Here is a 25102-nt window from a genome sequence, read left to right as displayed (position 1 = left end):
TCGCGTGGTCTGGGCGCGGGTGTAGCCCGTTTCCGGTGCGACCCGACCGTGTGCGCGCTTTGATGGGTACATGTCGAACCACTTCACCGGGCTGAGTCTCGGGCCACCGCTGGGCGACCAGCGTCTCGATCTATGCGATCTATATGCCTTCCAGTCACCGGCCGATCCCACGCGGACCGTGCTGATCCTCAACGCCAATCCCAACGCGGACGCTCTGCATCCGGATGCCATCTACCGGCTGGCCATCGACAACGACGGTGACCTGCGCGACGATATCGCGTTCAGCTACGTGTTCTCCGAGCCGGTCGACGGCCGCCAGACCGTGGACGTGTATCTGGCCGCCGACGAGGACGCGGAATCGCCCGAGGCAGTCGGAGAACGGATCTTCACCGGCGTCGAGGTGTCGTTCGGGCGGGAGCCGGTGATCGCCCAGACCAACGCCTACACATTCTTCGCCGGTGCCCGCAGTGACGCTTTCTTCTTCGACTTCGACGGTGTCAAGAACCTGTTCGACACCTCCGGAGGCCGGAACTTCACCGCGCTCCATCTCAGCGGTCAATATCCTTGGACCGGCGTGGATTCCAACACCCAGGCCAATGTGTGCTCGATGGTCATGGAGCTACCGACGGTGCAGCTGGGCGCCGACCCCGACATCCGGATCTGGGGCCGGTGCAGCCTGCACCGAGATGGCGAGCTGTTGCACGTGGACCGGGCCGGGCATCCGTCGGTGAGCAGTTTCTTCAACACCGACGACACCAAGCTGGAGTACAACGCCGGCGTGCCGATCCATGACCGGGAGCGCTGGATGGGCCAGTTCATCCATCTGCTGGGGCACACCGGTGGCTACTCGCACGACGAGGCGATCGCTGCCATCGACGAAGAGGGGATCCTGCCCGACATGTTGACGTTCAACCCGTCGAAGCCGGCCAAGTACCCGAATGGCCGGGTGTTCGCCGACGACGTGATCGACTACCGGCTGGCGTCGCTGACCAAGGGGGACTGTCCGCCGTCGGGCCTGAGCCCGCACACCGACACCCTCGACGTGTTCCCGTACCTGGGCCCGCCACACTGAGGCCGCACTGCAGGACTTTCCCGACTTAGAGCCGCAGGCCCGCGATGAAGATCGCGAGCAGCCGGCTCACGGTCGACTCGAAGTCGGTCACCATCGAGGTGCCCACCGCTGAATCCGGTGTGCTCCATGCCCAGGCCGTGCCGGTGAACGCGTGGACGGCTGCCGTCAGCGAGCGGAGCTGATCATCGGACAACGGCAGCGACGGCTGTAGCGCGGCGCCGAGCCGCTGTTGGGCATCCTGCGCCTGGGCCGCCAGGACGCGGAAATCGTCCGGGGCGAGGCGGCTGATGAGCACGGGCGAGGCCGCGATGAGATCGCACAGGACCGGTCGAGCGGCCAGCGTGTGGGCCAGTGCGGCTGCCGGAGTGGCGGTGCGGAGTTCGATCGTGAGCGCATCGATCCAACCCACGTGCTCGTCGTACATCACCCGCAGCAGCAGTGCCTCGCGGGAGCTGACGTACCGCAGGATGCCCGACTTCGCCAGGCCCGCAGCGGCGGCCACGTCGCCCAGCGTCAACGTCGCCGCGCGCGTCTGCGCCAGGCACTCCCGCGTCGCTGTCACCAGCCCCGACAACCGGTCCTGGCGCTGCGCCTCGCTGCGTGCGCGGGTGAAAGGTGGGGCGGATTCCGGCATTTCCACATAATAGAACATTGTTCTGTTAAAGTCGCGAGCCATGAACCGCCGCTATGAATGTGTTGTCCGCCGGCACACCACGGCACCGCCGCGGACCCTGTTCGCCATCGTGTCCGACGGATCTCGCTGGTCCGCTTGGGCCTCGCCCCTGATTCCCTACTCGGCCTGGGAATCCCGCGGCCCGGCCGGCGACGGTGGGGTCGGGGCGATCCGGGCCGTGGGCACCCGGAAGAAGCCGACCCGCGAGATGACCACGATCCACGAACCGGACCACCGGCACGGCTACACCATGCTCACCGACGGTCCGATCCGCGACTATCAGGCCGAAGTGACGTTCACCGAGGTCGCCGGCGGCACGCAGGTGACCTGGCGCGGTGGGTACGAGACCCGTTGGCGCGTGGTCGGGTTGGCCTACTGGCTTGTCCTCCGCGTGGTGCTCGGGACGTTGTCACACAAGCTCGTCACCGCCGCGGAAAAGGGCAACGTCTAACGCCGAGTGGCCAGTTATGACACGGTTTTTCGTTGTCCGCGTGTCACAACTGGCCACTCGACGCCCTACCCCGGTCCGGGCTACGGCTTGATGCGGATCCGGCCCGGCTTGTAGAGCCCGGAATGTGTCGCTGTCCCGAGCTCGACCTCCGCCGGAACCGCGTCGACGATGGTGTCGAACTTGCGCAGCGAACCCCAGTCGCGGCCCCAGTCCTTGTTCAGGTAGGTGGCCATCACGTGCTGGCGCAGCAGCAGGTCACTGATGCCCAAGAGACCGCCGTTGATGCCGTCCTCCCAGGTGTCGGTGTCCTTCATCTTGGCGTTGTAGTCCGGGGTGATCCGGAACTTCGGCACCTCGGTGACACCGTTGGCGTGCAGCATCGGCTGCTGGCACGGGAAGGCCAGGCCCACAGCCCAGTCCATCAGTACCGGCTGCTGTGAGCCGATGTACTCCTGCACGGTCTTGACCTCGGGAACCCGGGGCGGGGTGACCGCGATCCAGTCGCCGAGGCTCAGCGACTCGTCCTCGGCGATGACCCGGACGAACGTGGCGTCCGCCGGAATCTCGCTGCGGTCGAAGCGCAGGTTGCGCCATGACGGGATCGGCCCGAGGTCGTAGGGCGCCACCCGGCCGGCCGGTACCGCGGCCCCGTCGGGGCCTGGCCGTCCGTACTCGAGCTCAACCGTCTGGCCCTCGGTGCGGCCGTTGAAAATGCTGTTGCCGGTGATGGTTCCGGCCGCGGTGACGACGACCAGCGGGTGGGCGGCGTCGGGTGCGGGCAGTTGGTACCAGGCCGAGGCCAGCTTGCTCACCTGCTGTGCCGGGCCCTCGGTGTAGCTGCCGGCCAGCGGAACCCGGGCCGGATCCAGCCCGTAGGGCAGCGGAACGGTCGACCCGTTGATGCCCGGGGTGGTCAGCTTGGCGTCGGCATTCCAGTCGGCGTCGATGCCCGGCATCGGCACGGTCAACCGAATCGCTTCGGCGACAATATGGTCCGGCACACCGTTCGGGGTGAACCCGGTCGGTGCGGTGCCGCCCAGCGGCCCCAGCGGGCCGTACTCGCCCGGCGCGGGGGTCAGGAACCCGTCGTTGGGGTCGGGTTCGACCAGTACGTCGTCGGCCAGGCCGCAGCCGCCGGCGAACGCGCGGAGGTTCGACGATGCGTTGGAGTAGGTGCCGTCCTGGCGGACGACCCCGTAGAGCATCGAACCGACGAAGACCACCACCATGAACCCGGCCGCGATCGGCACCGGGGCGGCGGTCAGTGCCCGCGCCACCCGACCCTCGGCCGAGGGCCGCAGGTGAAGCCAGTACGCCCACAACGCGGTGATGGCGAACAGCGCGAAGAAGATGGCGCTCACGGTGATTCCACCGATTGCGGGCTTGTCGTTGTTGAACGGCACGCCGTAGCTGGACACGTACCACCAGCCGTTGGTGGTGGCGAAACACAGCGCCAGGACGAACAACACCGCGGATGTGAACGCCATCCGGTTGCGCGCCGAGCGGAGCACGACCGGCGACGCCAGCACCGTGACCACCGCGGCCATCGCCGCACCCACCGCGGCGAACAGGCCGAAGTGGTGCACCCACTTGGTGGGGGTGAACATCAGGCAGAACATGGTGGCGAAGATGATGCCCATCAGCCGCCATACCGGGCCGCGGGCCACACCGGGAACCCGCTTGCGCCGCAACATGATGAACAGTGAGGCGAACAGGCTCAGCGCGGTGATGATGAAGCCGAACCGGCGGGACAGCGAGCCGTCGACGGTCGGCAGGATCAGGTAGTAGTAGCGCAGGTTCTCGGTGTACCACTCCTGGCTCGGGCCGATTGCGGTACGAATCCTGGTCGCCTCCAGCACTGTTGCCAGCGTCTGGTCGGCGAAGACCACGGTCAGGATCACCGTGCCGGCGGCCAGTAGCGGCAGCACCAGCGGCCAAATGCCGAGCGTGCGGCCACGACGCACGAGGATGCGCAGCAGCGGGCGGCCACCGGCGAGCAGCGCGGCGACGGCGATCAGGCCGGTCGGCTGGATGCCGAGGGTGAAGGCCGCGGAGATGATCGCCATGGCGGCCGGCGTGAGCCGTCCGGAGATGATGGCTCGCTCGATCAGCACGTAGGTGATCAGTGCGCCGGTGGCGATCTGGCCCTCGGGGCGCAGGCCGTTGTTGAACGGCATCCAGGCGGCCATCAGAACCAGGCCCGCGGCCCACAGTGCGGGCTTGGACGCGATCACCGCGGGCCCGAGGCGGGGCAGCACTTCACGCGACAGCAGCAGCCAGCAGACCAACGCGCAGATCAGGTCGGGCAGTCGCATCCAGATGCTGGCGTCGCTGACATGGGTCATCAGGGCCAGCAGGTTGTAGAACCAGCCGAACGGATCCTCGGGGCTGCCGAACCAGCGGAAGTAGTTCGACATGTATCCGGCGTGGTCGGCCACCCGTGCCATCTGCAGGATGTAGCCGTCGTCCGACGAGTTCGCCCCGATCACGTGCCAGGTCAGGAATCCGCCGACCACCACCACGTCGACGGCGCTGAAGGTGCGCCAGCGCGACGGGATCAGGTGGTGCATCCGCCGTCCGTCGAGCCGGTCCAACCGCCACAACGCCACCAGTGCCACCACGGTGGCGGCGATGCCCAGCAGCATCGCCACCAGCTTGAGTGCGGTGGGCTTGGAGGTGAACCGGGTGTCGATCGTGGCCGACAGGGAAAGTCCTTGCGGCGCAGGCCCGCTCAATTCGGTGAAGACGCCGACGACCTGGGGCCGCAGGTTCGGGTCGGGGAAGCCGGTGCGCAGCTCTTTACCGTCGGTGCCGGTGAGGCCGACGAACGTGGCGAAGGTGCCCGCTTCCGACGAGGTGATCTCGATGCGTTCGCAGGCAGGCGAATTCACCTTGTCCCGAGTCACGCTCGCGATCACCACGTTGCGGTCGGTGATGTCGACGCGCTTGCTGTTGACGTTGACGAACAGCGCGTTGAGCGCGGCCTGCCTGCCCTCCTTGGGCGCGGTGCCCAGCACCATGCCACCCTCGGGCGGCATGGACCGGATCACGTCACAGGGCACCGTCACCGACATGGTGACCGGCGTCTGGGTGATCAGCGGCGCGGTGACGCTGTTCATCTGACCCGCCTGGGGCCAGTTCAGCGTCGCGGTGGTCTGCACCACCGGCAGCAGCGGTGTGGCCACCGCGCACAGGAAGCCGATCAGGCCGGCGATCATCGCGACCCAGCGGGTCACCTGAACGCCCTTGTCGGCGCTGTGTTCACGCAGGGTCACGCTCATGGCAGGGCTCGGATCGGTCCGGGCCGGCTGAAGCCGAACACTCGCTGGGTTCCTTCATCGATGTGGGCGACGGGCGCCTGCCCGGCCGGCACCACCGGGTCGTATTTCTCGATCGAGCCCCAGTCCCGGTACCAGTCGTCACGCAGATACGTCGGAATGGTCGACGTGCGCAGCAGCGCCTGGATGAAGAGGAAGGGGCCACCCTTCTGGGCGGACTGCCACATGTTCGACGACACCACCACTTGCTTGACGTTGGGAAGGATGCGGTACTCCGGCAGCTCGGCCACACCGAGATGTTCGGAGAACGGCCGCTGGCAGGGGAAATTGGCGGCGGTCGCGATGTCCATCAGCACCGGGGTCTGCGCGCCGAGGAACTCACTTGCGGTCTGCAGGGTCGGCACCCGCGGCGGGGTGAAGCCGAACCACTGGTCTTCGGAGAGGTTCGGGTCGTCGGCGACAATCCGCGCCACATTGGCCTCCGGCGGCGCCCAGGCCAGCGGGAAACGCAGGTTGCGCCAGGCGTATTGGGCGAACACGTCGATCGGTTGCACGGCGTCGAGGGCCTGGAAGCTGCCGTCGGGACGGTGCACACCCCACTGCAGTTTCAGCGACTGCCCGTAGTGGAACTCGTGCTCTTCGTCGTAGTACCAGATGGCGCCTGCCGCGGCGACGGTCACCAGCGGCCGGTCCGCGGTGCGCGGTGGCAGTTGGTACCACGCCGAGGTGGCCTTGGCGGCGACGGTGTTCTCCTTGTAGCTGCCCATCACCGGGGTGCGGGCCGGGTCCAGGCCGAACGGCAGGTATACCCGGGAACCGTTGGCGCCGACGGGTCCGTAACCGCCGCCGGTGCCCGCGGCGTAGGCGATGCCGACGTTGGGCTTGTTGGGCGATCCGTCGGAGTTCACCGTGCCGGGGTTGGCGACGACGGGCTTCGGCGGTTCGAGGGTGTCGCTGATCCCGTTGGGGGTGAAGCCGATCGGGTTCTCGCCGCCCAGCGGGCCGTACTCGCCGTAGGTCTGGCCCGGAACCGGTTGCAGCATGCCGGCATTGGTGTCGGCTTCGACGAGAACGTCGTCGGCCATGGCGCAACTGTCCGACGACAGACCCGAGGTGAGCGCCGAAACGTTGGCCTTGGCGGTGGTGTAGACGGGGTAGCGCTGGACGAAGCCCTTGGCCATCGACCCGACTTCGAGCACCACCATGATGGTCGCGACCACGAGCAGGGGCGTCGATGCCAGCGCCCGGTTGCGCCGGGTGTTGGCCACCTCGGTGTGCCCGGCGTAGTCGATCCGGAAGTGCAGCCAGCCGGCGAGCACCGCGGTGATGATGGCCAGGGCCAGGAACATGGTGGTGACCGGATGCCCGGCGATCACGGGCTGGCGGTCGAACCAGGGCACGCCGTAGTTGCCGACGTAGAACCAGGCGTTGTTCCCGGATGTGGCCCAGGCGAGTACGAACAGCAGCGCCGTCACGTACAGGGCGAGGTTGCGTCGGCTGTGCAGGCCCACCAGGGCGAAGGCGAATGCCGTCACCGCGCCGAGCGCGGCGGCCAGCCCGGCGAACGCACCGAACTGCACGGCCCACTTGGTCGGGGTGAAGTGCAGCAGCAGCAGGCCGATCGCCGTGGTGCCGATCAGTCGCCAGACCGGCCCGCTGGCCAGCCCGGGCACCCGGCCCTTGCGCAGCAGGACGGCGATCATGCCGAACAGGCACAGCATCATGGCCAGCACCGCGAACCGGCGGGTCAGGGAGCTGTCGACAGAGTCTTCGACGGTCAGGAAGTAGTAGCGCAGGAATTCCTGGTACCAGGAGATGGTCGGGCCGACGGTGTATTTGATCCGGGCCGATTCGGCAACGCTGGCCAGGGTCTGGTCGCGGAACACGATGACGAACACCAGTGCGGCCGAGCCGGCGAGCGCGGCCAGGGCGGGCAGGGCGATGCGGCGGCTGCGGATGGTACTGACGACGCTGCGCGCGCCGACCAGCAGCGGGGCCACCGCGATGATTCCCTGCGGGGCCAGCGTCACGCTGAGCGCTGCGACGATGATCGCCAGGCAGGTGGGCCACAAACGGTGAGTTCCGATGGTCGTCTCGATGAGCGCCCACACCGCGAGCACACCGAAGGCGATCAGCGGTTCGGGCCGCAGGCCGTTGTTGAACGGCAGCCAGGCGGCCAGGAACACCGCTCCGGCGGTCCACATGGTGACCTGGTTGCGTGCGACGCGCCGTCCGAGGCGGGGCAGGACCCAGCGGCTGAGCAGCAGCCAGGTGCCGATCGCGGCCAGGGTGGCGGGTACCCGCATCCAGACACCGGCCGTGCTGATCGCTGCGAAGTGGGCGAGCACGGACTGGTACCAGTCGAACGGTGCCTCGGTGGCGCCGAAGTAGCGGAAGTAGTTGGCGGTGTACCCGGCGTCGGCCGATACCCGCGCGATGGTCAGGTTGTAGCCGTCGTCCGATGAGATGGCGCCGATGACGTGCCACAGCAGCAGGCCGCCGATGACGCCGATGTCGGCGATCCAGGTCGAGACCGGAACCTTCACGAAGCGCTGCCAGGCCCCGCCGACCCGATGGCCTCCACGGCGGTCAAGAACGGCCAGCGCCACGATCGAGGCCACCACACACAGCACGCCGAGCGTCATCACCAGCAGTTTCAGCGGGGTGGGGGAGGTGATGAACCGGGTGTCGATGTCGACGCGGGCGCTCAGCCCGGGCTGCGGTGCCATCTTCAGATCGGTGAACAGGCCGGCGACCTGAGGCTTCTTCTCCACGGCCCCGGTGCCGGTGGCGCCGGGGATGCCGACGAAGTCGGCGCCCACTCCGCCGACGTTCGCCCACAGGTGCATCGTGCTGCAGCCGCCGGCGTTGATCGCGGCGCGGGGGGCGACGGCCACCACCGAGTCACGGAACGCGACCACCACGGTTTCGGTGTTGGCCCGCACGAACAGCCCGTTGCGGCTGGCGTCGATGCCGGCCGAGGGGATGGTCGAGAACACCAGGCCGCCCTCGGCGGGCAGCGTGGCGATCGCCGAACACGGGATGGACACGTCGAGCGACTGCGGGGCGCCGGACACCAACGGGGCGGTCACCGAGGTGACGTCTCCCGCGGTATCGGTGCCCTGCGGCCACAGGACGGTCGCAGTGGTCTGTTTGACGGGCAGAAGTGGCACCAGCGCGCACAGCACCACACCCGCGATGCCCGCGACGATGGCGATCAGGCGTGCGATGCCCACAACACGGTCGGTTGGCTCATCGGAAGGCACGAGGCTCGATGTTATGCGACCCGTATGTGAGCCCCGGTTCCAACCGCCGAGTGGCCAGTTATGTCGCGGGATTGCCGCCGCTATGTGACATAACTGGCCACTGAAGGTGGGTAATGCGAACTAGCTGTGCCGCAGCGGCGCCGGGCTCCACAGTCCACTGCGGATCGCGGTGCCCAGGTCAAGACGGGCCGGTCCGGCGTCCGGGTACCACGGCGTGAGCCGTTGCAGCGAGCCCCAGTCCCGGAACCAGTCGTCCCGCAGATAGGTCGGCACGCTCGACGGCCGCAGCAGCAGTTCGGAGATGCCCAGCGGGCCGCCGCCCAGGTAATCCATCACCGGCGAGTTGGCCTCGGCGCCGAAGCGGTCTGGCAGGATCCGCCACTTGGGCACCTCGGTCACGCCGTACTGATGGCCGAAGGGCCGCTGGCACGGGAACGCCAGGCCTACCAGCCAGTCCAGCAGGACCGGGTCCTGCGACCCGACCACGTCCTGCAGGGTGCGCAGCTCCGGAATCCGCGGCGGGGTCACCGCGATCCAGTGCTGGGGGGCCAGGTCGTCGTCGGTGGCGACCAGCCGGATCTGGGTGGCCTCGCGCGGAATGGCGGCCATCGGGGCGCGCAGGTTGCGCCAGGCCGGGGCGGCGCCCACGTCGGCGAATCCGACGCCGCCGCCGGGCTTGTTCTCGGCGGCCTGCGCGTCGGTGGCCCACTGCACCACGACCTCACCCGGATCGAAGCGGCCCGCGGCCGAGACGACCAGCAGCGGTCCGGCCTGATCGCGATCGGGCAGCCGGTACCAGGCCGAGCGCATGACCGCTGGCTGCTGGGTGCCGGCTCGCCAGCTGCCGAGCACCGGGGTGGTGGCCGGGTCGAGCCCGTAGGGCAGCCGGGCCCGGGAGCCGTTGATCCCGGCGGCCGCGGTGGTGCCACCCTCGGTACCCACCTCGCTGCCGGTCACGGTGCCCGAGTCGGTGTCGGCGAAGTTGCCTGCGCCGGGCTGCTCCATCACCGGGTCGGCCGAGACGTCCGACGGGATGCCGTTGGGGCCGAATCCCTGCGCGGTGACCGCGCCGAGGGCCTGCCCGGGCGGCTCACTGACCGGTGCCAGGAGGCCGGCGTTCGCGTTCTCCTCGACCATCACGTCGCTGGCCAAGCCGCAGGTCTTGCCGGTGAGCGCCTCCAGGTTGGAGCGTCCCACCGACCAAGCCGGGTACTGGGCGGTCATCGCCAGGGTCAGTGACACCACCTCGAACATCACCACCACCCAGGCGGCGATCGCCAGTGGCGATTGCACGATCCGCTGCCAGCGGTGCTGCGGGCCGTCCGGGGATTCGTCACGGTCGCTGAAATGGAACCAGGCCGCCAACAACAAGGTCAGCACCGACAAGCCCAGCAGCATCGTGGTGAACCCGAAGTGCCACTCGGGGAACGAGTTCGACCAGGGCACCCCGAAGTTGGATACGTACCACCAGCCGTTGACGGTCGCGAACGACAGCGCCGCCACGAACAGCACGAGCGCGGCGAACATCGACCGGTTACGCCGGGACTTCATCGCCACGGCCGTCACCGCGACCGCGGCCAGCGCGCCGAGAGATCCGGCCAGCCCGGCGAACACGCCGAAGTGGTGGGTCCACTTGGTCGGGGTGAACATCATCGCCAGGAACGAGATGATCGTGATGCCGATGATGCGCCGGCTCGGACCGGCGGCGGTGCCTGGGATGCGGCCCTTGCGCAGCGTCATCGCCACCGAAACAGCCAGTGCCACCAGCAGGGTCAGCACCGCGAAGCGTCGCGCCACCGAACCGTCCGGGCTGCTGGTGAACAGCCGCGAGTAGCGGATGTGCTCGTCGAACCAGGCCAGGCTGGGGCCGACGGCGGATTTGAAGGTGCTGGCCTGCAGCTCACCGGCCAGGGTCTGGTCACGGAAGATCAGGATGATCGTCACGGTGCAGGCGGCCAGGATGGGGGCCAGCAGCGGAAGGTGCCCGAAGCGTGAGGTATGCCGGGCCACAATGGTTTTCAGTGGTCCCACGGCGACCAGCAGGGCGCCGATGGCGGCGATGCCGGTGGGCCCGGAGAACAGGGTCAGCGCGCCGATGACGATCGCGACGGCCACCGGCAGCATCCGGTTGGTGGCCACGCCACGTTCCACCGAGCACCAGGTCAGCAGGATGCCGAGGGCGATGATCGGTTCGGGGCGCAGGCCGTTGTTGAGCGGCAGCCAGAACGCCAGGAACATGCCTGCGGCCGTCCAGGCGGCCGCGCGGTTGGTCTTGACGGCGCGACCGAGTCGCGGGAGTACCTCACGGCTGATGACCCACCAGCACGCGAGCGCCATCACCAGGGTGGGCAACCGCATCCAGACGCTGTTGGTGGAGACGTGGGCCCACAGTGCGAGCAGGTCGTAGTACCAGCCGAACGGGGCCTCGGGGGTGCCGAACCAGCGGTAGTAGTTGGCCATGTAGCCGGCGTGTTCGGACACCCGCGCCATGGTCAGGATGTAGCCGTCGTCGGAGGTGTTGGCCCCGACGAAGTGCCACCACACCAGCACGGCGGTGACCAGTCCGTCCAACGGTGTCATCGACCACCAGCGGGGCGGCAGGAACCGCCGGTGCCGGACGCCGTCGGCGGTGTCGAGGCGGTGCAGCGCGGCCAGCGCGATCGCGGTCATCGCGACGCCGATGATCATCGCCAGCATCTTGAGCAGCGTCGGGGCGCTGCTGTAGCGGGAGTCGATGGTGGCCGAGAACTTCAGGCCCTCGGGTGCCGGGCCGGACAGGTCGGTGAATACGCCGACGATCTGCGGCCGGAAGTCGTAGCCGCCCCGCTCACCGCGCAGGGGCGCGGCGGGGTGGTCGGCGGTGGCGCTGGCATCACCCTGGGTGAGCCCGACGAATTCGCCGGTCACCTTGTCGGCGTGCGCGGTGAATGTCAGGGACTGGCAGGCCGGGCTGAGTACCGCGTCCAACGGGGCGCTGACCACCGGAGTGTTGCGCACGATGACCAGTAGGTCGTTGTTCACCCGCTCGATCAGCAGGCCGCGGTCGATGGCCTTGGGTGCCTGCTTGGGAACCGTGGATAAGAGGACCGTGCGACTTCGGTTTTGCTGGCTCTCCGGCCCGGCCAGTCCCGCGGCGGCCTGGCACGGCACGGTGATGGTCAGATCGGTGGCGACGTACCCGATCAGCGGGGCGTTGATGCTCTGCCAGGTGCCGTTCTGCGGCCAGTTCAGCTGGGCCGTGGTCTGCTTGACCGGTAGCAGCGGTGTCGCCACCGCCATCAGTACGCCGAGCAGACCGGCGACGATCGCGATGAGCCGCGCCGTCCGGTGGTTGCTGCCGGCGGTTCCTTGCGGTCCCGTCACGGGCTCTGATGCTATCGGCGTATCAGTGGCCATCGGGAATGGGCTTTCTGATCGCCAGGACGAATGGGCCGATGTCAGTCACCTCGAAACGTGGATCTTTGAACAGTGCCGCGTCGAGCGCCACGTGGTAGCGGCGCACGTTCGGCTGGTTGGGGTAGACGTCGGAGGCTAGGCGCAGCGTGTAGGTGTCGTCCGCGCCGTGGCGCATCAGGAACACGGTCGGCGCCTTCCAGGGCATTTCGTCAAGAGCCTTCACGAACTGGTCGGGCTTGCTCAACGTGGCCCAGCCCTCGATGGCCTTGGCCCGCTTGTCGAACTCGGCAAGCGGGTTGGCGTAGTGCGACGTCAGCCCCTGGAACCCGTAGTAGGGGTAGAAGGACAAGAAGCTGTAGTCGGCGGTCAGCACGACGGTCTGGTTGCGCGGCACCCCGGTGATCTCGGCGATCTTGGCGTCGATCTCGCGGTAGTAGCGCTCGGCGCCGGGTGCCCGGCGGTCGGCCCGCTGGCCGCTGCCGTCGGTGTCTGTGTAGGCCACGTTGATGTCGGGGCGCAGTACGTCAGGGATGTCCTGACTGAACGTGATGCCGCCGATTGCGCCGACGGTGGCAGCCGCCGCGACGACGCGACGCGCGGTCTCCGGCTGGTAACGCCTGGCCGCGAGACGGGCCAGGCCCTGTGCCGATTCGATGAACCCGAACGCTCCGGCGGTGATGAGCAGCACGGTCAGTGTGGGCTGCAACCGGAAGGACAGCAGCGTGGTGCCGGCGAGTGTGGTCAGCATCGACAGCAGCGACCAGGCGTAGACGGCGAGCACCGCGACGGCCAATGCGCCGGCCCGCGTCGAGCTGCGCGCCCGGACCACCAACCACAGCGTGCCGAGCATGCAGAGCGCGCCGAGCAGCGTGAAGCTCAGCATCGGGAAGGTCAGCTGGGCGCCGGCGTCGGGCAGGTAGTGCTGGGCGGTGCCCTTTTCGGCGGGTGTCCCGCGCAACGCGGCCAGCAGGTACGGGGCCCAGGTGAGCAGGGCGATCACGCCGGCGATCACCGCGATGACGATGCCTCGCAGCAGCGGGTCGAAGCGACGGCGCGCCACGGCCAGCACCAGTCCCATGATGGCGAGTGTGAATGCGCAGTAGAGGAAGAGCAGGGTGTAGAGCAGCGCGGTCATCCCGAGGAAGATCCCGACGCCGACGACGGCGGCCCAGCCTCCGTTACGGGTCTGGCCGCGCAGGCCCGACCAGGCCAGCACGAACACCGGCGGCAACAGCACGGTGATGATCGCGGCGTACGGTTCGGTGGAGGCGTAGGCCAGCATGGCCGCGGTGCTCGCGGTGGTCACGATCAGCGCGGACTCGAAGCGAATCATGGTCGCCCACAACACGAATGCGAGTGCCACCGCGATGGTGATCGAGACGATCGACCAGGGCTTGAACATCTCCCAGGCCGGGGTGTCGGTGGCCGCGGCGATGCGCCCGCCCATCCAGAACCAGCCGGCCGGGTAATACGGCGGAAGCCCGAAGTAGGTCATGTCGTGCAGGCCCGGGGCGTCGGCCAGCCGGGTCAGGTACTCGGTGCGGAACTGCTGGTCGACCGAGACCCCGAACAGATAGAGCTTGGTGGCGCCCAGCGGCATCGCCAGGGTGACTACCGAGAACGCGGACAGGAAGATCAGCGCGGCCAGCCGGGCCAGGGTGCGCCGGCCCCGGCGCCAGATCAGGCCCGCGGCGAAGATTCCGGCCAGGGCGCCGACCTGGCCCACCGTGGTGAGCGCATGCAGCTGGTTGGACGTGTTGTAGGCCGGCCACTGGACCTGGGCGATCGCGGCGATCGACACCCCGGCCACCGCCGAGGCGAGCATCAGGGCGACCACCATGTGTCCGATGACCCTGGCCGGACGCGCCTGCATCAGATGGGAAGCTTGCGGAAGATGGGCCGCGGGATGTGCCGCAGAACCATCATCACGTACCGGAACGCCCCAGGCGCCCAGACCAGCTCCTTGCCCTTGGCCGACGCGGTGACGGCCAGTTCGGCGACGTATTCCTTGTCGACGGTCAGCGGGGCTTCCTTGACGTGGGCGCTCATCCGTGTGCGCACCTGTCCGGGCCGGATCACCAGCACCCGAACGCCGAACTCGCGCAGTGCCTCGCCGAGGCCGAGGTAGAACCCGTCGAGTCCGGCCTTGGTGGAGCCGTAGACGAAGTTGGACCGGCGCACCCGCTCGCCGGCGGCCGAGCTCATCGCGATGATCCGGCCGTAGCCCTGTGCTCGCATCTTCTCGCCGACCAGGACACCGACCGAAACGGCTGCGGTGTAATTGATTTCGGCGATCTGCACGGCCTTGCGCTGGTTCTGCCACAGCTCTTCGGCGTCACCGAGGAGGCCGAACGCGACGATCGCGACATCCACGTCGCCGGAGGCGAACGCCTTGTCGATCACGTCGGGGTGGCTGGCCGTGTCGATCGCGTCGAAGTCGATGACTTCCACCGAACTGGCGCCGGCCTTGCGCAGCTGGGCCACGGCGTCGTCGCGGCCCGGATCGCCGGGAAGGGCGGCCAGCACGATGCGGGCAGAGGCGTCGCGCAGATAGCGCTCACAGATCGCCAGCCCGATCTCTGAGGTGCCGCCGAGCAGCAGAATTGTCTGGGGGTTACCTACGGCGTCGAACACCATCTAGCGCAGCTCCAAGCCTCGGGGGACATCGTGACGAGGGTACCGTGCGGTTTCCTTCGAAAATTCGAGCAATCCGGGCGCAGGACCTTGACCGCATTTCCTACACGACGTAGCTTTTTTCTACATCGTGTAGGAAATGGGGGAGATCATGACGATTCGGGACTGGCTGACGTTGCCCGAGACGGAGCCGGGGGAGGACTACGGGTTCTTCGGCCCCGATTCGGTGACATGGAAGGTGTGGAGTTACCCGACCTCGCTGTCGATCGGGTTCCAGCGGGCCGTCGTCATCGAAGAACTCGACCCCGCGCTCGTCGCGGCGGTCGACAAGACCCACGAGATCTACTCGCGGCCCCGTACCCGGTACGACCGGACGCTGCGCTACTTCGCCATGGTGGCGTTCGACGACAGTCGCTCCACCACGAAGGCCGCCGACGTCCTGGTCAAGATCCATTCCAAGGCCATCGGCACCGACCCGGTCACCGGAAAGACCTACGACGCCAACAATCCGGACTCGCAGCTGTGGATCCACCTGACCGCATGGCATTCCATCCTGGTGGCCTATGAGAAATACGGCCCGGGCCGGCTGTCACCCGAAGAGGAGCTGCAGTACTGGCGGGAATGCGCGATCGCCGCCGAACTTCAGACCTGCGATCCGTCCGACGTTCCCCTGACCCGCGAGGGCATCCGCGAGTATTTCGAAAAGATGCGGCCCCACCTCATCGGCTCGGACATCGCCCGCCAGGCCATGCATCACCTGCTGGGCGCCGAGGTGATGTTGCCCAAGATGCCACTGCTGCTGCGTCCGGGCACCAGGGTGATCACCGCGGTCCTGCGCCGCGGCACCCTGGCGACGATGCCGCGCTGGATGCGACAGATGGCCGGGCTCAACACATCCCGGGTTCTCGATGCGCTGGTGGTGCCGCCTCTGAGTGCCGCATTCACGGTGATCGCCATGAGCACACGGCTCGAGCTGATCCTGCTGCGCCTGCTGTCCCCGGCGACCCTGCCGATCGGCGCGCGGGTCCTGCTGTCCGTTCCGCCCAAGGACCCGGTCACCACGACACCGCGCGAGGCCCAGCGTCGTTACGGCTACGCCGCACCGAGCCAGGCGCACTTCGAGTTTCGGGAGAAGCAGGCGGTCCGCGTGTTCGGTGAGGGACTCGCACCGAGTGACGAGGGCATCGTCGAGTCCCAGCCGATTCTCGGTGGGATCGGTTAGCTCGTGATCAAGAATCTCCTCGACTACCGGTTGAGCATCCGGCAACTCGTCTACCTCGCGATCGTGGTGGGGGCCCCGTACCTCGTGATCGGCATGATCTGGGCCCTCACCCACAGCGATCACATCGCCGGGCTCACGGGTCTCGACAAGCTGTTCTCGCTGCTGGGCGAGATCGTCGCGTGGCCGGTGCTGATCATCGCTAATGTCACGCTGACATGAGTGAAGCGAAGTGAACGAAGCCGCAACTGCCAACCGGACCCGCGCCGAGCATCTGGGCCCGGACCGGCGCCGGCCGCAGGTTCTCGACACCGCGTTGGAGATCGCCGCGCAACAGGGCCTGGCCGATGTGACGATGGGAGCCATCGCAAGCCGTTTGGGGGTCACCCGGCCGGTGGTCTACGCCTGCTACCCCGGGCGTGGGGAAGTGCTTGCCGCACTGTTGGATCGGGAAACCAACCAGGTGCTGGCCAGCCTTTTCGAGCTGCTGCCGCCGCAGCGCACGGGTTCCATCGAGCAACTGTTCGTCGACGGGTTCCGCGCGCTGCACAGCACCGTGCGCGAGCGCCCCGCCTCATGGCGCATCATGTTCGGGGCGGATCCTGACCCGGTGCTGACCGCGGCCATCGTGCGTGGCCGGGACCGTCTCCGCGGCCAACTCGCGACCGTGATGCGCCCACTGCTGCAACGGTGGCAGGTCGCGGATCTCGACGCCGCACTGCCGATGCTGGTCGAGGTGTTCCTGGCGATCTGCGAGGCGGCGGTCCGCAAGATGCTCGCCGACGACGACGAACCGCTGGTGGCCGAAACCTTCGGCAAGGCTGCCTATCGCGCCATGCGGGCAAAAGCCTAGCGAGACAACAACACCCCGCGAGCCGAGGCCCGCGGGGTGTTGCGTTACTTGTCAGATCAGACGTCGAACCGGTCGGCGTTCATCACCTTGTTCCAGGCGGCGACGAAGTCCTTGACGAACTTCTGCTTGGAATCGTCCTCGGCGTACACCTCGGCCAGGGCCCGCAGTTGCGAGTTCGAGCCGAACAGCAGGTCGACGCGGCTGGCGGTGTACTTCTGCGCACCGCTGGCCCGGTCGGACCCGATGTAGGTGCCGTCGTCGGCCGGCGACGGTGCCCACTTGATGCCCATGTCGGTCAGGTTGACGAAGTAGTCGTTCGTCAGCTTGCCCTTGTTGGCAGTCAGCACACCGAGATCCGAGCCACCGTGGTTGGCGCCCAGCACGCGCAGGCCGCCGATCAGCACGGTCAGCTCCGGGCCCGATAGGCCCAGCAGGTTGGCCTTGTCGATGATCCGGTACTCGGGCGGCAGCGGGTCGCCCTTGCCGACCTGGTTACGGAAGCCGTCAGACAGGGTTTCCAGCCAGGCGAACGACTCGACGTCGGTCTGGTCCTGGGTGGCGTCGCCGCGACCCGAGAGGAACGGCACGGTGACATCGAATCCGGCGTCCTTGGCCGCCTTCTCGATGCCGACGGCCCCGCCGAGGACCACCAGGTCGGCGAACGACACACCAGTGTCCGACGCTGCCTGGATCTCCTCGAGCTTGCGAATCACCTGGGCCAGCTCGTCGGGCTCGTTGGCCTCCCAGCCCAGCTGCGGCTGCAGGCGGATCCGGCCGCCGTTGGCGCCACCGCGCATATCGCTGGAGCGGTACGACGACGCTGCCTTCCAGGCCGTCGAAACCAGCTGCTGCACAGTCAGACCCGAATCGGCGATGGCGGCCTTGAGCGTGTCGACATCGGCGCCGCTCAGGGTCTTACCGGCCGGAATGACGTCCTGCCACAGCCAGGTCTGCTTGGGCGCCAGCGGTCCGAGGTAGCGGGCCACCGGACCAAGGTCGCGGTGCAGCAACTTGAACCAGGCCTTGGCGTACTCCTCGGCCAGCTCCTCCGGGTGATCCAGCCAGCGGCGGGTGATCTCGCCGTAGATCGGGTCGAACCGCATCGACAGATCGGTGGTGAGCATCGACGGGTGGGTCTTGCCGGTGCCCTGCGCCATCGGCACAGAGTTGGCCCAGCCGTTGTCCTTGGGCTTCCACTGATTGGCGCCCGCCGGGCTCTTCGTCAGCTCCCACTCGTTGCTGTAGAGGATCTCCAGGAAGCTGTTGTCCCACTTGGTGGGGGTGTGCGTCCAGGTCACCTCGATGCCGCTGCTGACGGTCTCGTTGCCGAGGCCGGGGTTGGCCCAGCCCAGGCCCATCTGCTCGAGCGGTGCGGCTTCGGGCTCCGCGCCGTTCTCGATGTCGGTGGCGCCGTGGGTCTTGCCGAAGGTGTGGCCACCGACGATCAGCGCCGCGGTCTCGATGTCGTTCATCGCCATCCGGCCGAACGTCTCGCGGATGTCGATGGCTGCTGCCATGTAATCCGGATTGCCTTCGGGGCCTTCGGGGTTCACGTAGATCAGACCCATGTGGCTGGCGGCCAGCGGGTTCTCCAGCTTGGTGCGGTCGCCGCTGCCTGCGTAGCGGTCCTGTGAACCCAGCCACTCGTGCTCGGCGCCCCAGTAGATGTCCTCCTCGGGCTCCCAGAAGTCCGGGCGACCGAAGGCGAAGCCCGCGGTCTTGAAGCCCATGTGCTCCATTGCCCGGTTGCCTGCGTAGACGATCAGGTCGGACCACGAGATCTTCTTGCCGTACTTCTTCTTCAGCGGCCAGAGCAGACGACGGGCCTTGTCCAGGCTGACGTTGTCGGGCCAGCTGTTCAGCGGGGCGAAGCGCTGCATACCGCGCCCGCCGCCACCACGGCCGTCCTGCACCCGGTAGGTGCCAGCGGCGTGCCACGACATCCGGACGAACAGCGGGCCGTAGTGACCGAAGTCGGCCGGCCACCACTCCTGCGAATCCGTCAGCAGGGCATCGAAATCGCGCTCGAAGGCCTCGAAGTCGAGGGTCTTGACGGCCTCGCGGTAGTCATAGCCCTCGTCCGACGGATCGATGGCGGGCGGATTCTTCTGCAGGATCTTGAGATTCACCGCATTGGGCCACCAGTCGCGGTTGCTGCCGCCTTCGACAGGAGGCTTGATCCGCATGGGACAACCGCTTTCGGCGGGTTCGGTTTGAGCTTCGCCAATGGGGGGGTGTGTTTCTGCCATGACAAATCCTTTCCGGGGCTGGCGGGTTAAGGGGTTATCTACTTGGAGCAATCGAACATTCGGGGCAAGTGCCCCAATAGATGACCTCGGCTTCATCGATCTCGAAACCGTGGTCGTGTGACGCGGTCAGGCATGGGGCGGACCCGGCCGCGCAGTCCACGTCGGCGATTGCGCCACACGATCGGCACACGACGTGGTGGTGGTTGTCGCCGATACGTGATTCGTAGCGGGCGACTGAACCGGAGGGTTGGATGCGGCGCACCAGTGCCGCTGCGGTCAGGGCGTGCAGCGAGTCGTACACGGCCTGGTGTGAGACGTCGGGCAGGTCTTTGCGCACCGAACGGATGATCGTGTCGGTGTCTGCGTGCGGATGCGCATGGACCGCGTGCAGCACCGCCACTCGGGGGCGGGTCACACGCATGTCGGCGCTTCGCAGCATCTGCTGGAAGTCCGCGGTTGTCGCCACGGACCGAAGTCTTGTCCCTTTTCTGGAATTAGTCAAGAATAAAATTCTCGCGAATTCGAGACGAACGATGGTGGTGCCTGGAACGGGTCGGCGACCGTACCGAGACTGCAGTGAGGGACAAAGTCGACGGCGATCTTGTCCCTGGATGCAGTCTCGGTGTCCGCTTGGCGGGGCCGGATCGCTAGACGAGCTCCAGCCGGCGCGCCATGTCCGAGACGAACAGGGCGTCGGGATCGACCTTGCGGCGTACCGCCAGCCACTCTTCGATCCGCGGGTACATGGCGTGGAACGTCTTCGCGGTGGTCCGCGAGTCCTTGGCGGTGTAGAGCCGGCCGCCGAATTCCATTACGCGCCGGTCGAGTTCGGTGAGGAACTCACTCAGGCCGGGCTTGATCTGGAAGTCGACACAGACGTTCCAGCCGGGGATGGGGAAGCTCAGTGGTGCCTGGTTGCCCGCGCCGAACAGCTTGAACACGTTGAGGAACGAGTAGTGCCCGGAGCGCTGGATGTCGACCATGATGCGCTTGAACTCGTCGACAGCCTCGGTGGGCACCACGAACTGGTACTGGGTGAACCCCACCGAGCCATAGGCCCGGTTCCATTCCCCGACCATGTCCAGCGGGTGATAGAACTGCGTCAGGTTCTGGGCCTTGCCTCGATAGGTCTTGCCCAACCGGTACCACACCTCGGTCATGGCGCCGAAGATCAACTTGTTGCCAAGACCGTTCGGGAAGATGTCCGGCGTGGTGAAGTACTGCGGCGCATCGAATTTGAGCGGATCACGCTGCAGGTTCGGGGGCAACTGGTCCAGCTTTGCCAGCGAGCCGCGGGAGATCACCGCGCGGCCCAGCTTGGGCGGGGCGCTCATCGCGTCGAACCAGGCCGACGAGTACGTGTAGTTGTCCTCGGTGCCGTCGCTGTGGAACTCGATGGTCTCGTCGAGGCCGTGGGTGACATCGCCGTCGGCGATGAAATACGCAGTCTCCGTGGGGGTCATCTCGATGGTGGCCCGCAGGACGATGCCCGTCAGGCCGTTACCGCCGACCGTCGCCCAGAACAACTCGGCTTCGGGGCCGTCCGGGGTGAGCTTGCGGATCTCGCCGTTGGCGGTCAGCAGATCGATCGAGCGCACGTGATTGCCGAAACTGCCTGCGCTGTGGTGGTTCTTGCCGTGGATGTCGCAGCCGATGGCGCCGCCGATGGTCACCTGGCGGGTGCCCGGCAGCACCGGAACCCACAACCCGTGGGGCAATGCGGCCCGCATCAGCTGGTCGAGGTTCACCCCGCCGTCCACGTCGACCAGCTTGGTGCCCGCGTCGATCGAGTGGATCTGGTTCAGCGACGACATGTCGATGACGAGACCGCCACCGTTCTGCGCGTTGTCGCCGTACGAGCGCCCCAGACCGCGGGCGATGACACCCCGGCCCTTCTGCTCGGCGGCCCGGGTCACGGCCTTGACGATGACCTCGGGATCGCTGGTTGAGAGCACCTGTGCCACGGTCGGTGCGGTCCGGCCCCAGCCTGTCAGGCGCTTGGGAGTGGTCGGCAAATCGGTAGTCGACATCGTCAAAGAGGGTACCGCGAGCACGGCCCGGGTCCCCTGCAGTTGTTTCCGAAATTGGTGTCCACTGCACAGCCGGCGACCGGAAATGATCGTCGAAACGGGAGGTCAGGCGCTGTTTTGTGAACCAAGCGATACCGAGAGTGACGCACGGGTCGCCGGAACCGCCTGCCTGATCCTCAGTGCAATTTGAAGATCACCGCACGCTGCACGATGAAGTTGATCACCGTGGCCGTGCCCTGGGCGATGACGTAGGCGACCGGCATCCGCCATGGCCCCTCCGCGAGCCAGAGCAGAAAGACGTGGTTGATCCCGACCTGGACCGCGAAAGTCACCGCGTAGAGAACGCAGACCGCAATGAAACGGGCCTTGCTCGGCGGTGCCTGGAAGGTCCAGCGCCGATTGATCAGGTAGGCCGTGGTGGTTCCGGCGATGAAGCTGAGGGCTTTGGCGAGGTCTATCTGCACGCCGAGGGTGTGCAGGATGAAGTACAGCCCGTAGTCCACGATCGCCGACAGTCCGCCGGTCACGATGAACCGGAACGCCTGCGTTTTCAGGTCAAGGGTCGGCGACATTACGGGCTCAGCCACTCAGGCAGCTTAGCGAGGTCGTACGGTGCACTCGTGCTGCAGACGGTGCTCAACTACCTCGGAATCGCGGTGTTCGCGTCGTCTGGGGCCATGGTCGCGATACGTAAGGGCTTCGACCTGTTCGGCATTGCGGCGCTCGGGGTGCTGACCGGTGTGAGTGGCGGGGTGATCCGCGACCTCTTCCTCGGCATCCATCCGCCCGCCTCTATCCAGCACTGGCCCAACATCACCGTTGCGGTGGCGGCGACCGCCGTGGCCACCCTCACCGCGAACCACCTCATCCGGTTCAACCGCATCGTGCTGTCGCTGGACGCGATCGGCATGGGCTTCTTCGCGACCTCCGGCGCGGCGTTCGCGGTCGACCACGGGGCCAGCTGGTTCGCGGCGGTGCTGATCGGCATGACCACCGCGATCGGCGGCGGCATCATCCGCGATGTGCTGGTGCGTGAGATTCCGATGTTGATGCGGCCGGCCGATCTGTATGCCGTCCCCGCCTTGATCGGTGCGATGGCGTACGCGGTCATCGACTACTTCGGCCCGCAGTGGATCGGCCTGCTGGTGGGCACGGTGCTGGCCACGACGCTGCGCCTGGCCGGGCTGGTTTTTCACTGGCGGTTACCCACGGGGCCGTCGGACCTGATCGTGGGTGAGAATTCCTAGCGGAACGTGGCCGACAGGACGCCGCACAGCGCGTCGACCGCCGGCCCGAAAGCGTGGTCTGCCGGCGCCCCGAAACCGATGATCACCCCGTCGGGGGCGGGGGTATCCGGTCCGGCGAGCGGATGACGCATGATCGACAGCCCGTTCAACGCGATCCCGGCTTCACCGGCCCGGCGCAGCACCTCGGGTTCGGCGCCGTCGGGCAGGGTGAGCAGCATGTTGACGCCCGCGGCCAGGCCGCTGATGCCGAGGTCGAATCCGGCCAGCGCGGCGACCAGGGCGTCGCGTCGCCGCCGGTAGCGGTTGCGCATCCGCCGGACGTGCCGGTCGTAGCCGCCGCTGTGGATGAAGTCGGCCAGGGTCAGCGCGGTGAGGGCGTCGACGTGGTACTGCGCCCCGCCTGCCGCCGCGATGACCGGATCGATCAATGCGTCGGGCAGTGCCATCCAGCCCACCCGCATCACCTGGGCCATACTCTTGCTGGCCGAACCCAGGTAGACGACCCGTTCGGGGTTCAGTGACTGCAGGGCGCCGACGGGTTGGCGGTCGTAGCGGAACTCGCCGTCGTAGTCGTCGTCCACCACGTATCCGCCGGTGCGCTGCGCCCACTCGATGACCGCGGTGCGCCGCGCCGGGTGCAGGGCCATCCCGAACGGGCTCTGGTGCGCGGGAGTGAGTAGTACCGCCGAGGGGTCCAACGGGTCCAGGTCGCTGATCACCGCACCGTCCTCGTCGACGCCGATCGGTGCCGTCGGCACACCCAGCGCCGCGAGCGCGTCGCGGAAGATGAACAGCCCGTGGGCCTCCACGGCGATCGGTCGCCGGCTGCCGAGGACCCGGCCCAGTAGGTCGACGCCATCGCGCACCCCGGAGCAGATCACGATCGACTCGGGGGTGGCCCGCACGCCGCGCACGCGGCCCAGATATTCGGTGAGAGCCTCGCGCAGCGCCAGCGGTCCGCGCGGGTCGCCCATCCGCAGCGCGGACACCGGTGCGGTCGTGATCGCCCGGCGCGCCGACGCCAACCACGCCGTCCGCGGAAACTCCGACACATCGGGGGAGCCGGGCATCAGGTTGTGCCGCGGGACGGCAGGAACGCGGCGTGGGCGCGGCGCCGGCCGCGGGGCGGTGGTGCGCGCGACCCAGGTGCCCGCGCCCTGGCGGGAGGCCAGCCAGCCTTCGGCGACCAGCTCGGCGTACGCCTCGGCGACGGTGTTGCGGGCCAGTCCGAGGTCGGAGGCCAGCGTGCGCGACGGCGGCAGTCGAGTGCCGGTGCTCAACCTGCCGCTGCGAATCCCCTCCCGAAGTGCGGTGATCAGCTGCTCGCGGGCGGTGCGGCTGCCGGGTTCGATCACCGCGCGCAGGTCGAGATGGAGATCCCGGCCCCGCAGATTGGCCCGTGAAGTCACTGCAATATTGAACCATCTAGGTGGTATTTTTCCGTCTAGCGTTGGAGCCATGACACAGACACTCGAGCCCGCCGCGACCGTTGACCGCCTCAAGATCTACAAGGTCTCGCCCGAGCTCTACGACGCGATGATGACGCTGTCGAATGCCGCCGCCAAGGACGTCGACCCCACGATCGGCGAGCTCGTCAAGATCCGGGCCTCGCAGATCAACCACTGCGCGTTCTGCCTCGACATGCACACCCACGACGCCCGCAAGCAGGGCGAAACCGAGCAGCGGCTCGCGCTCATCGCAGCCTGGCAGGAGGCGGGCGAGCTGTTCACCGAACGCGAGCGGGCCGCGCTGGCCCTTACCGAGGCCATCACCGAACTGGGCGACGGCCACGTCCCCGACGCCGTGTACTCGCGTGCCGCCGAGGCGTTCACCGAACGCGAGCTCGGTCAGGTGATCGCGATGGCCGTGACCATCAACGCGTGGAACCGGATCAACGTCACCGTGCGGATGCCCGCCCCGCGGCGCTGATCGCGCGCAAGATCGGAGATGTGGAACGCCACCGCTTCAATGTGATGTCGGTCACAAATCGGAATATCGGCCGCGGGTTCGTGGAATCGATCTACGGCCGTTCAGTTAATCCGGGCGTTCGGTCCTGCGTAACGGAACGTTTACACAGCAAGCGCAAACCCGGGGTGGTCGGCGGGCCAGTCCGCGATATTTACGATGGTGACGGCAATCTTTCTACTCGGCGTGATTGTCGGGCCCGTGCTCTGCAGATCGGGCAAAACGCCAGTTCTTGCCGCGTGGTGGGGTCATTCCGCGGCGCTTCGACGCCGATGTGATCCAGACGTAGCGCCCAGCGCTCACAGGTAGTCGGCAGCGGCGGTGTGACGCAGGCAGGTGCTGATCTAGCAAACTTTGTACCGAGGACTGTCTGCTCGGGTGTTCGGAAACCGTTGCCGTTGCCGCCCGGGTGCCGCCCGGTTACGTTTCCTCCTGCCAATCATGAGCAAGGCATGAGAGCCGGATGTGACCTCCCTAATCGGGCGGTGGACCGCCGATGGATCTCTAGGGTGGGGACCCTGGTTGGTGAAGCACGAATCGGATCACCGACATAGCTAGGGAGAACATGAAGGCATTCAGTCGAGTGCTGGTCGCATTGGTGACCGCAATGGCCGGGGTCCTCGCGGGCCTTTTCATAGGCACGGGCACTTCACATGCGGGTCTGGACAATGAACTGAGCCTGGTTGATGGTCAGGACCGGACCCTGACCGTTCAGCAGTGGGACACCTTCCTCAACGGTGTGTTCCCGCTGGACCGCAACCGGCTGACC

Annotated in this window: 19 protein-coding genes and 1 pseudogene; 9 read left to right on the top strand and 11 right to left on the bottom strand. The window is 67.4% G+C overall.

The window, feature by feature from the left end; genetic code table 11:
• Window positions 1–70 precede the first annotated feature (70 nt).
• The gene (locus ACWEFV_RS20090; protein ID WP_450071436.1) at window positions 71–1072 is read left to right on the top strand and encodes a DUF4331 family protein; all 1002 of its coding nucleotides are present in this window, start codon (window positions 71–73) and stop codon (window positions 1070–1072) included.
• Between the two features lie 25 nt (window positions 1073–1097).
• Here ACWEFV_RS20090 and ACWEFV_RS20085 read toward each other — a convergent pair whose 3' ends face one another.
• Window positions 1098–1706 carry a TetR family transcriptional regulator gene (locus ACWEFV_RS20085; protein ID WP_450071435.1) on the bottom strand — a complete coding sequence of 203 codons (609 nt, stop codon included), beginning with the start codon at window positions 1704–1706 and terminating at the stop codon, window positions 1098–1100.
• A gap of 40 nt (window positions 1707–1746) precedes the next feature.
• Here ACWEFV_RS20085 and ACWEFV_RS20080 point away from each other — a divergent pair, with 40 nt between their 5' ends.
• Entirely contained in the window at window positions 1747–2196 is a 450-nt protein-coding gene (locus ACWEFV_RS20080) for an SRPBCC family protein (protein ID WP_450071434.1), read from the top strand.
• An 80-nt stretch (window positions 2197–2276) separates the two neighbouring features.
• Here ACWEFV_RS20080 and ACWEFV_RS20075 read toward each other — a convergent pair whose 3' ends face one another.
• The 5 genes from ACWEFV_RS20075 to ACWEFV_RS20055 all read right to left on the bottom strand — a co-directional run bounded on the left by ACWEFV_RS20075 (window position 2277) and on the right by ACWEFV_RS20055 (window position 14773).
• The gene (locus tag ACWEFV_RS20075; protein ID WP_450071433.1) at window positions 2277–5477 is read right to left on the bottom strand and encodes an arabinosyltransferase domain-containing protein; all 3201 of its coding nucleotides are present in this window, start codon (window positions 5475–5477) and stop codon (window positions 2277–2279) included.
• Window positions 5474–8740: an arabinosyltransferase domain-containing protein gene (locus ACWEFV_RS20070; protein ID WP_450071432.1), complete on the bottom strand. Its 3267-nt coding sequence runs from the start codon at window positions 8738–8740 to the stop codon at window positions 5474–5476. The genes ACWEFV_RS20075 and ACWEFV_RS20070 overlap by 4 nt, the downstream gene beginning before the upstream one ends.
• 120 nt (window positions 8741–8860) lie before the next feature.
• A complete protein-coding gene (locus tag ACWEFV_RS20065; protein WP_450071431.1) occupies window positions 8861–12136 on the bottom strand; it encodes an arabinosyltransferase domain-containing protein in 3276 nt (1091 codons plus the stop codon).
• The gene (locus ACWEFV_RS20060) at window positions 12126–14009 is read right to left on the bottom strand and encodes a galactan 5-O-arabinofuranosyltransferase (protein WP_450071430.1); all 1884 of its coding nucleotides are present in this window, start codon (window positions 14007–14009) and stop codon (window positions 12126–12128) included. Before ACWEFV_RS20060 ends, ACWEFV_RS20065 begins: the two co-directional genes overlap by 11 nt.
• Window positions 14009–14773: a decaprenylphospho-beta-D-erythro-pentofuranosid-2-ulose 2-reductase gene (locus ACWEFV_RS20055; RefSeq protein WP_135459416.1), complete on the bottom strand. Its 765-nt coding sequence runs from the start codon at window positions 14771–14773 to the stop codon at window positions 14009–14011. The genes ACWEFV_RS20060 and ACWEFV_RS20055 overlap by 1 nt, the downstream gene beginning before the upstream one ends.
• A 136-nt stretch (window positions 14774–14909) precedes the next feature.
• Here ACWEFV_RS20055 and ACWEFV_RS20050 point away from each other — a divergent pair, with 136 nt between their 5' ends.
• The 3 genes from ACWEFV_RS20050 to ACWEFV_RS20040 are packed head-to-tail and all read left to right on the top strand — an operon-like array spanning window position 14910 to window position 16842.
• Window positions 14910–15992 carry an oxygenase MpaB family protein gene (locus ACWEFV_RS20050; RefSeq protein WP_450071429.1) on the top strand — a complete coding sequence of 361 codons (1083 nt, stop codon included), beginning with the start codon at window positions 14910–14912 and terminating at the stop codon, window positions 15990–15992.
• A 3-nt stretch (window positions 15993–15995) separates the two neighbouring features.
• The gene (locus ACWEFV_RS20045; RefSeq protein ID WP_167858033.1) at window positions 15996–16211 is read left to right on the top strand and encodes a hypothetical protein; all 216 of its coding nucleotides are present in this window, start codon (window positions 15996–15998) and stop codon (window positions 16209–16211) included.
• Between the two features lie 10 nt (window positions 16212–16221).
• Entirely contained in the window at window positions 16222–16842 is a 621-nt protein-coding gene (locus tag ACWEFV_RS20040; RefSeq protein WP_450071428.1) for a TetR/AcrR family transcriptional regulator, read from the top strand.
• 56 nt (window positions 16843–16898) lie between these two features.
• On the opposite strand, the gene katG is transcribed toward ACWEFV_RS20040, so the two are convergent.
• The 4 genes from katG to ACWEFV_RS20020 all read right to left on the bottom strand — a co-directional run bounded on the left by katG (window position 16899) and on the right by ACWEFV_RS20020 (window position 21693).
• The gene (gene katG / locus ACWEFV_RS20035; protein WP_135459413.1) at window positions 16899–19091 is read right to left on the bottom strand and encodes a catalase/peroxidase HPI; all 2193 of its coding nucleotides are present in this window, start codon (window positions 19089–19091) and stop codon (window positions 16899–16901) included.
• A gap of 34 nt (window positions 19092–19125) precedes the next feature.
• The gene (locus tag ACWEFV_RS20030) at window positions 19126–19530 is read right to left on the bottom strand and encodes a Fur family transcriptional regulator (RefSeq protein ID WP_167858212.1); all 405 of its coding nucleotides are present in this window, start codon (window positions 19528–19530) and stop codon (window positions 19126–19128) included.
• 208 nt (window positions 19531–19738) lie between these two features.
• On the bottom strand, window positions 19739–21121 hold the full coding sequence (locus tag ACWEFV_RS20025) for an FAD-binding protein (RefSeq protein WP_450071427.1): 1383 nt from the start codon (window positions 21119–21121) through the stop codon (window positions 19739–19741).
• Window positions 21122–21297: 176 nt separating this feature from the next.
• Window positions 21298–21693, bottom strand: coding sequence for a GtrA family protein (locus ACWEFV_RS20020; protein ID WP_450071587.1), 396 nt, complete (start codon window positions 21691–21693; stop codon window positions 21298–21300).
• A gap of 48 nt (window positions 21694–21741) precedes the next feature.
• Here ACWEFV_RS20020 and ACWEFV_RS20015 point away from each other — a divergent pair, with 48 nt between their 5' ends.
• The gene (locus ACWEFV_RS20015; protein ID WP_450071426.1) at window positions 21742–22368 is read left to right on the top strand and encodes a trimeric intracellular cation channel family protein; all 627 of its coding nucleotides are present in this window, start codon (window positions 21742–21744) and stop codon (window positions 22366–22368) included.
• On the opposite strand, the gene pdxR is transcribed toward ACWEFV_RS20015, so the two are convergent.
• Window positions 22365–23777 (bottom strand): MocR-like pyridoxine biosynthesis transcription factor PdxR, encoded by a 1413-nt coding sequence (gene pdxR, locus ACWEFV_RS20010; protein ID WP_450071425.1) that lies wholly within the window; start codon window positions 23775–23777, stop codon window positions 22365–22367. The two genes, ACWEFV_RS20015 and pdxR, sit on opposite strands and share 4 nt — an antisense overlap.
• Window positions 23778–23826: 49 nt before the next feature.
• On the opposite strand from pdxR, the gene ACWEFV_RS20005 reads away from it, so the two are divergent.
• The 3 genes and pseudogenes from ACWEFV_RS20005 to ACWEFV_RS19995 all read left to right on the top strand — a co-directional run.
• Window positions 23827–24297, top strand: coding sequence for a carboxymuconolactone decarboxylase family protein (locus tag ACWEFV_RS20005; RefSeq protein WP_450071424.1), 471 nt, complete (start codon window positions 23827–23829; stop codon window positions 24295–24297).
• A complete protein-coding gene (locus ACWEFV_RS20000) occupies window positions 24249–24611 on the top strand; it encodes a hypothetical protein (protein WP_450071423.1) in 363 nt (120 codons plus the stop codon). Before ACWEFV_RS20005 ends, ACWEFV_RS20000 begins: the two co-directional genes overlap by 49 nt.
• 287 nt (window positions 24612–24898) lie before the next feature.
• Window positions 24899–25102, top strand: a pseudogene (locus ACWEFV_RS19995) (MspA family porin); the annotation flags it as partial.

The sequence above is a fragment of the Mycobacterium sp. NPDC004974 genome, assembly GCF_053600815.1.
This window is presented reverse-complemented; position numbering and strand designations above follow the sequence as displayed.

Coding starts and splice junctions, on each gene's coding strand:
- ACWEFV_RS20005 (WP_450071424.1), top strand. CDS start 23,827: ATGACACAGACACTCGAGCCCGCCGCGACCGTTGACCGCCTCAAGATC.
- ACWEFV_RS20085 (WP_450071435.1), bottom strand. CDS start 1,706: ATGCCGGAATCCGCCCCACCTTTCACCCGCGCACGCAGCGAGGCGCAG.
- ACWEFV_RS20065 (WP_450071431.1), bottom strand. CDS start 12,136: ATGGCCACTGATACGCCGATAGCATCAGAGCCCGTGACGGGACCGCAA.
- ACWEFV_RS20090 (WP_450071436.1), top strand. CDS start 71: ATGTCGAACCACTTCACCGGGCTGAGTCTCGGGCCACCGCTGGGCGAC.
- katG (WP_135459413.1), bottom strand. CDS start 19,091: ATGGCAGAAACACACCCCCCCATTGGCGAAGCTCAAACCGAACCCGCC.
- ACWEFV_RS20055 (WP_135459416.1), bottom strand. CDS start 14,773: ATGGTGTTCGACGCCGTAGGTAACCCCCAGACAATTCTGCTGCTCGGC.
- ACWEFV_RS20030 (WP_167858212.1), bottom strand. CDS start 19,530: ATGCTGCGAAGCGCCGACATGCGTGTGACCCGCCCCCGAGTGGCGGTG.
- ACWEFV_RS20025 (WP_450071427.1), bottom strand. CDS start 21,121: ATGTCGACTACCGATTTGCCGACCACTCCCAAGCGCCTGACAGGCTGG.
- ACWEFV_RS20060 (WP_450071430.1), bottom strand. CDS start 14,009: ATGCAGGCGCGTCCGGCCAGGGTCATCGGACACATGGTGGTCGCCCTG.
- ACWEFV_RS20020 (WP_450071587.1), bottom strand. CDS start 21,693: ATGTCGCCGACCCTTGACCTGAAAACGCAGGCGTTCCGGTTCATCGTG.
- ACWEFV_RS20075 (WP_450071433.1), bottom strand. CDS start 5,477: ATGAGCGTGACCCTGCGTGAACACAGCGCCGACAAGGGCGTTCAGGTG.
- ACWEFV_RS20050 (WP_450071429.1), top strand. CDS start 14,910: ATGGGGGAGATCATGACGATTCGGGACTGGCTGACGTTGCCCGAGACG.
- ACWEFV_RS20080 (WP_450071434.1), top strand. CDS start 1,747: ATGAACCGCCGCTATGAATGTGTTGTCCGCCGGCACACCACGGCACCG.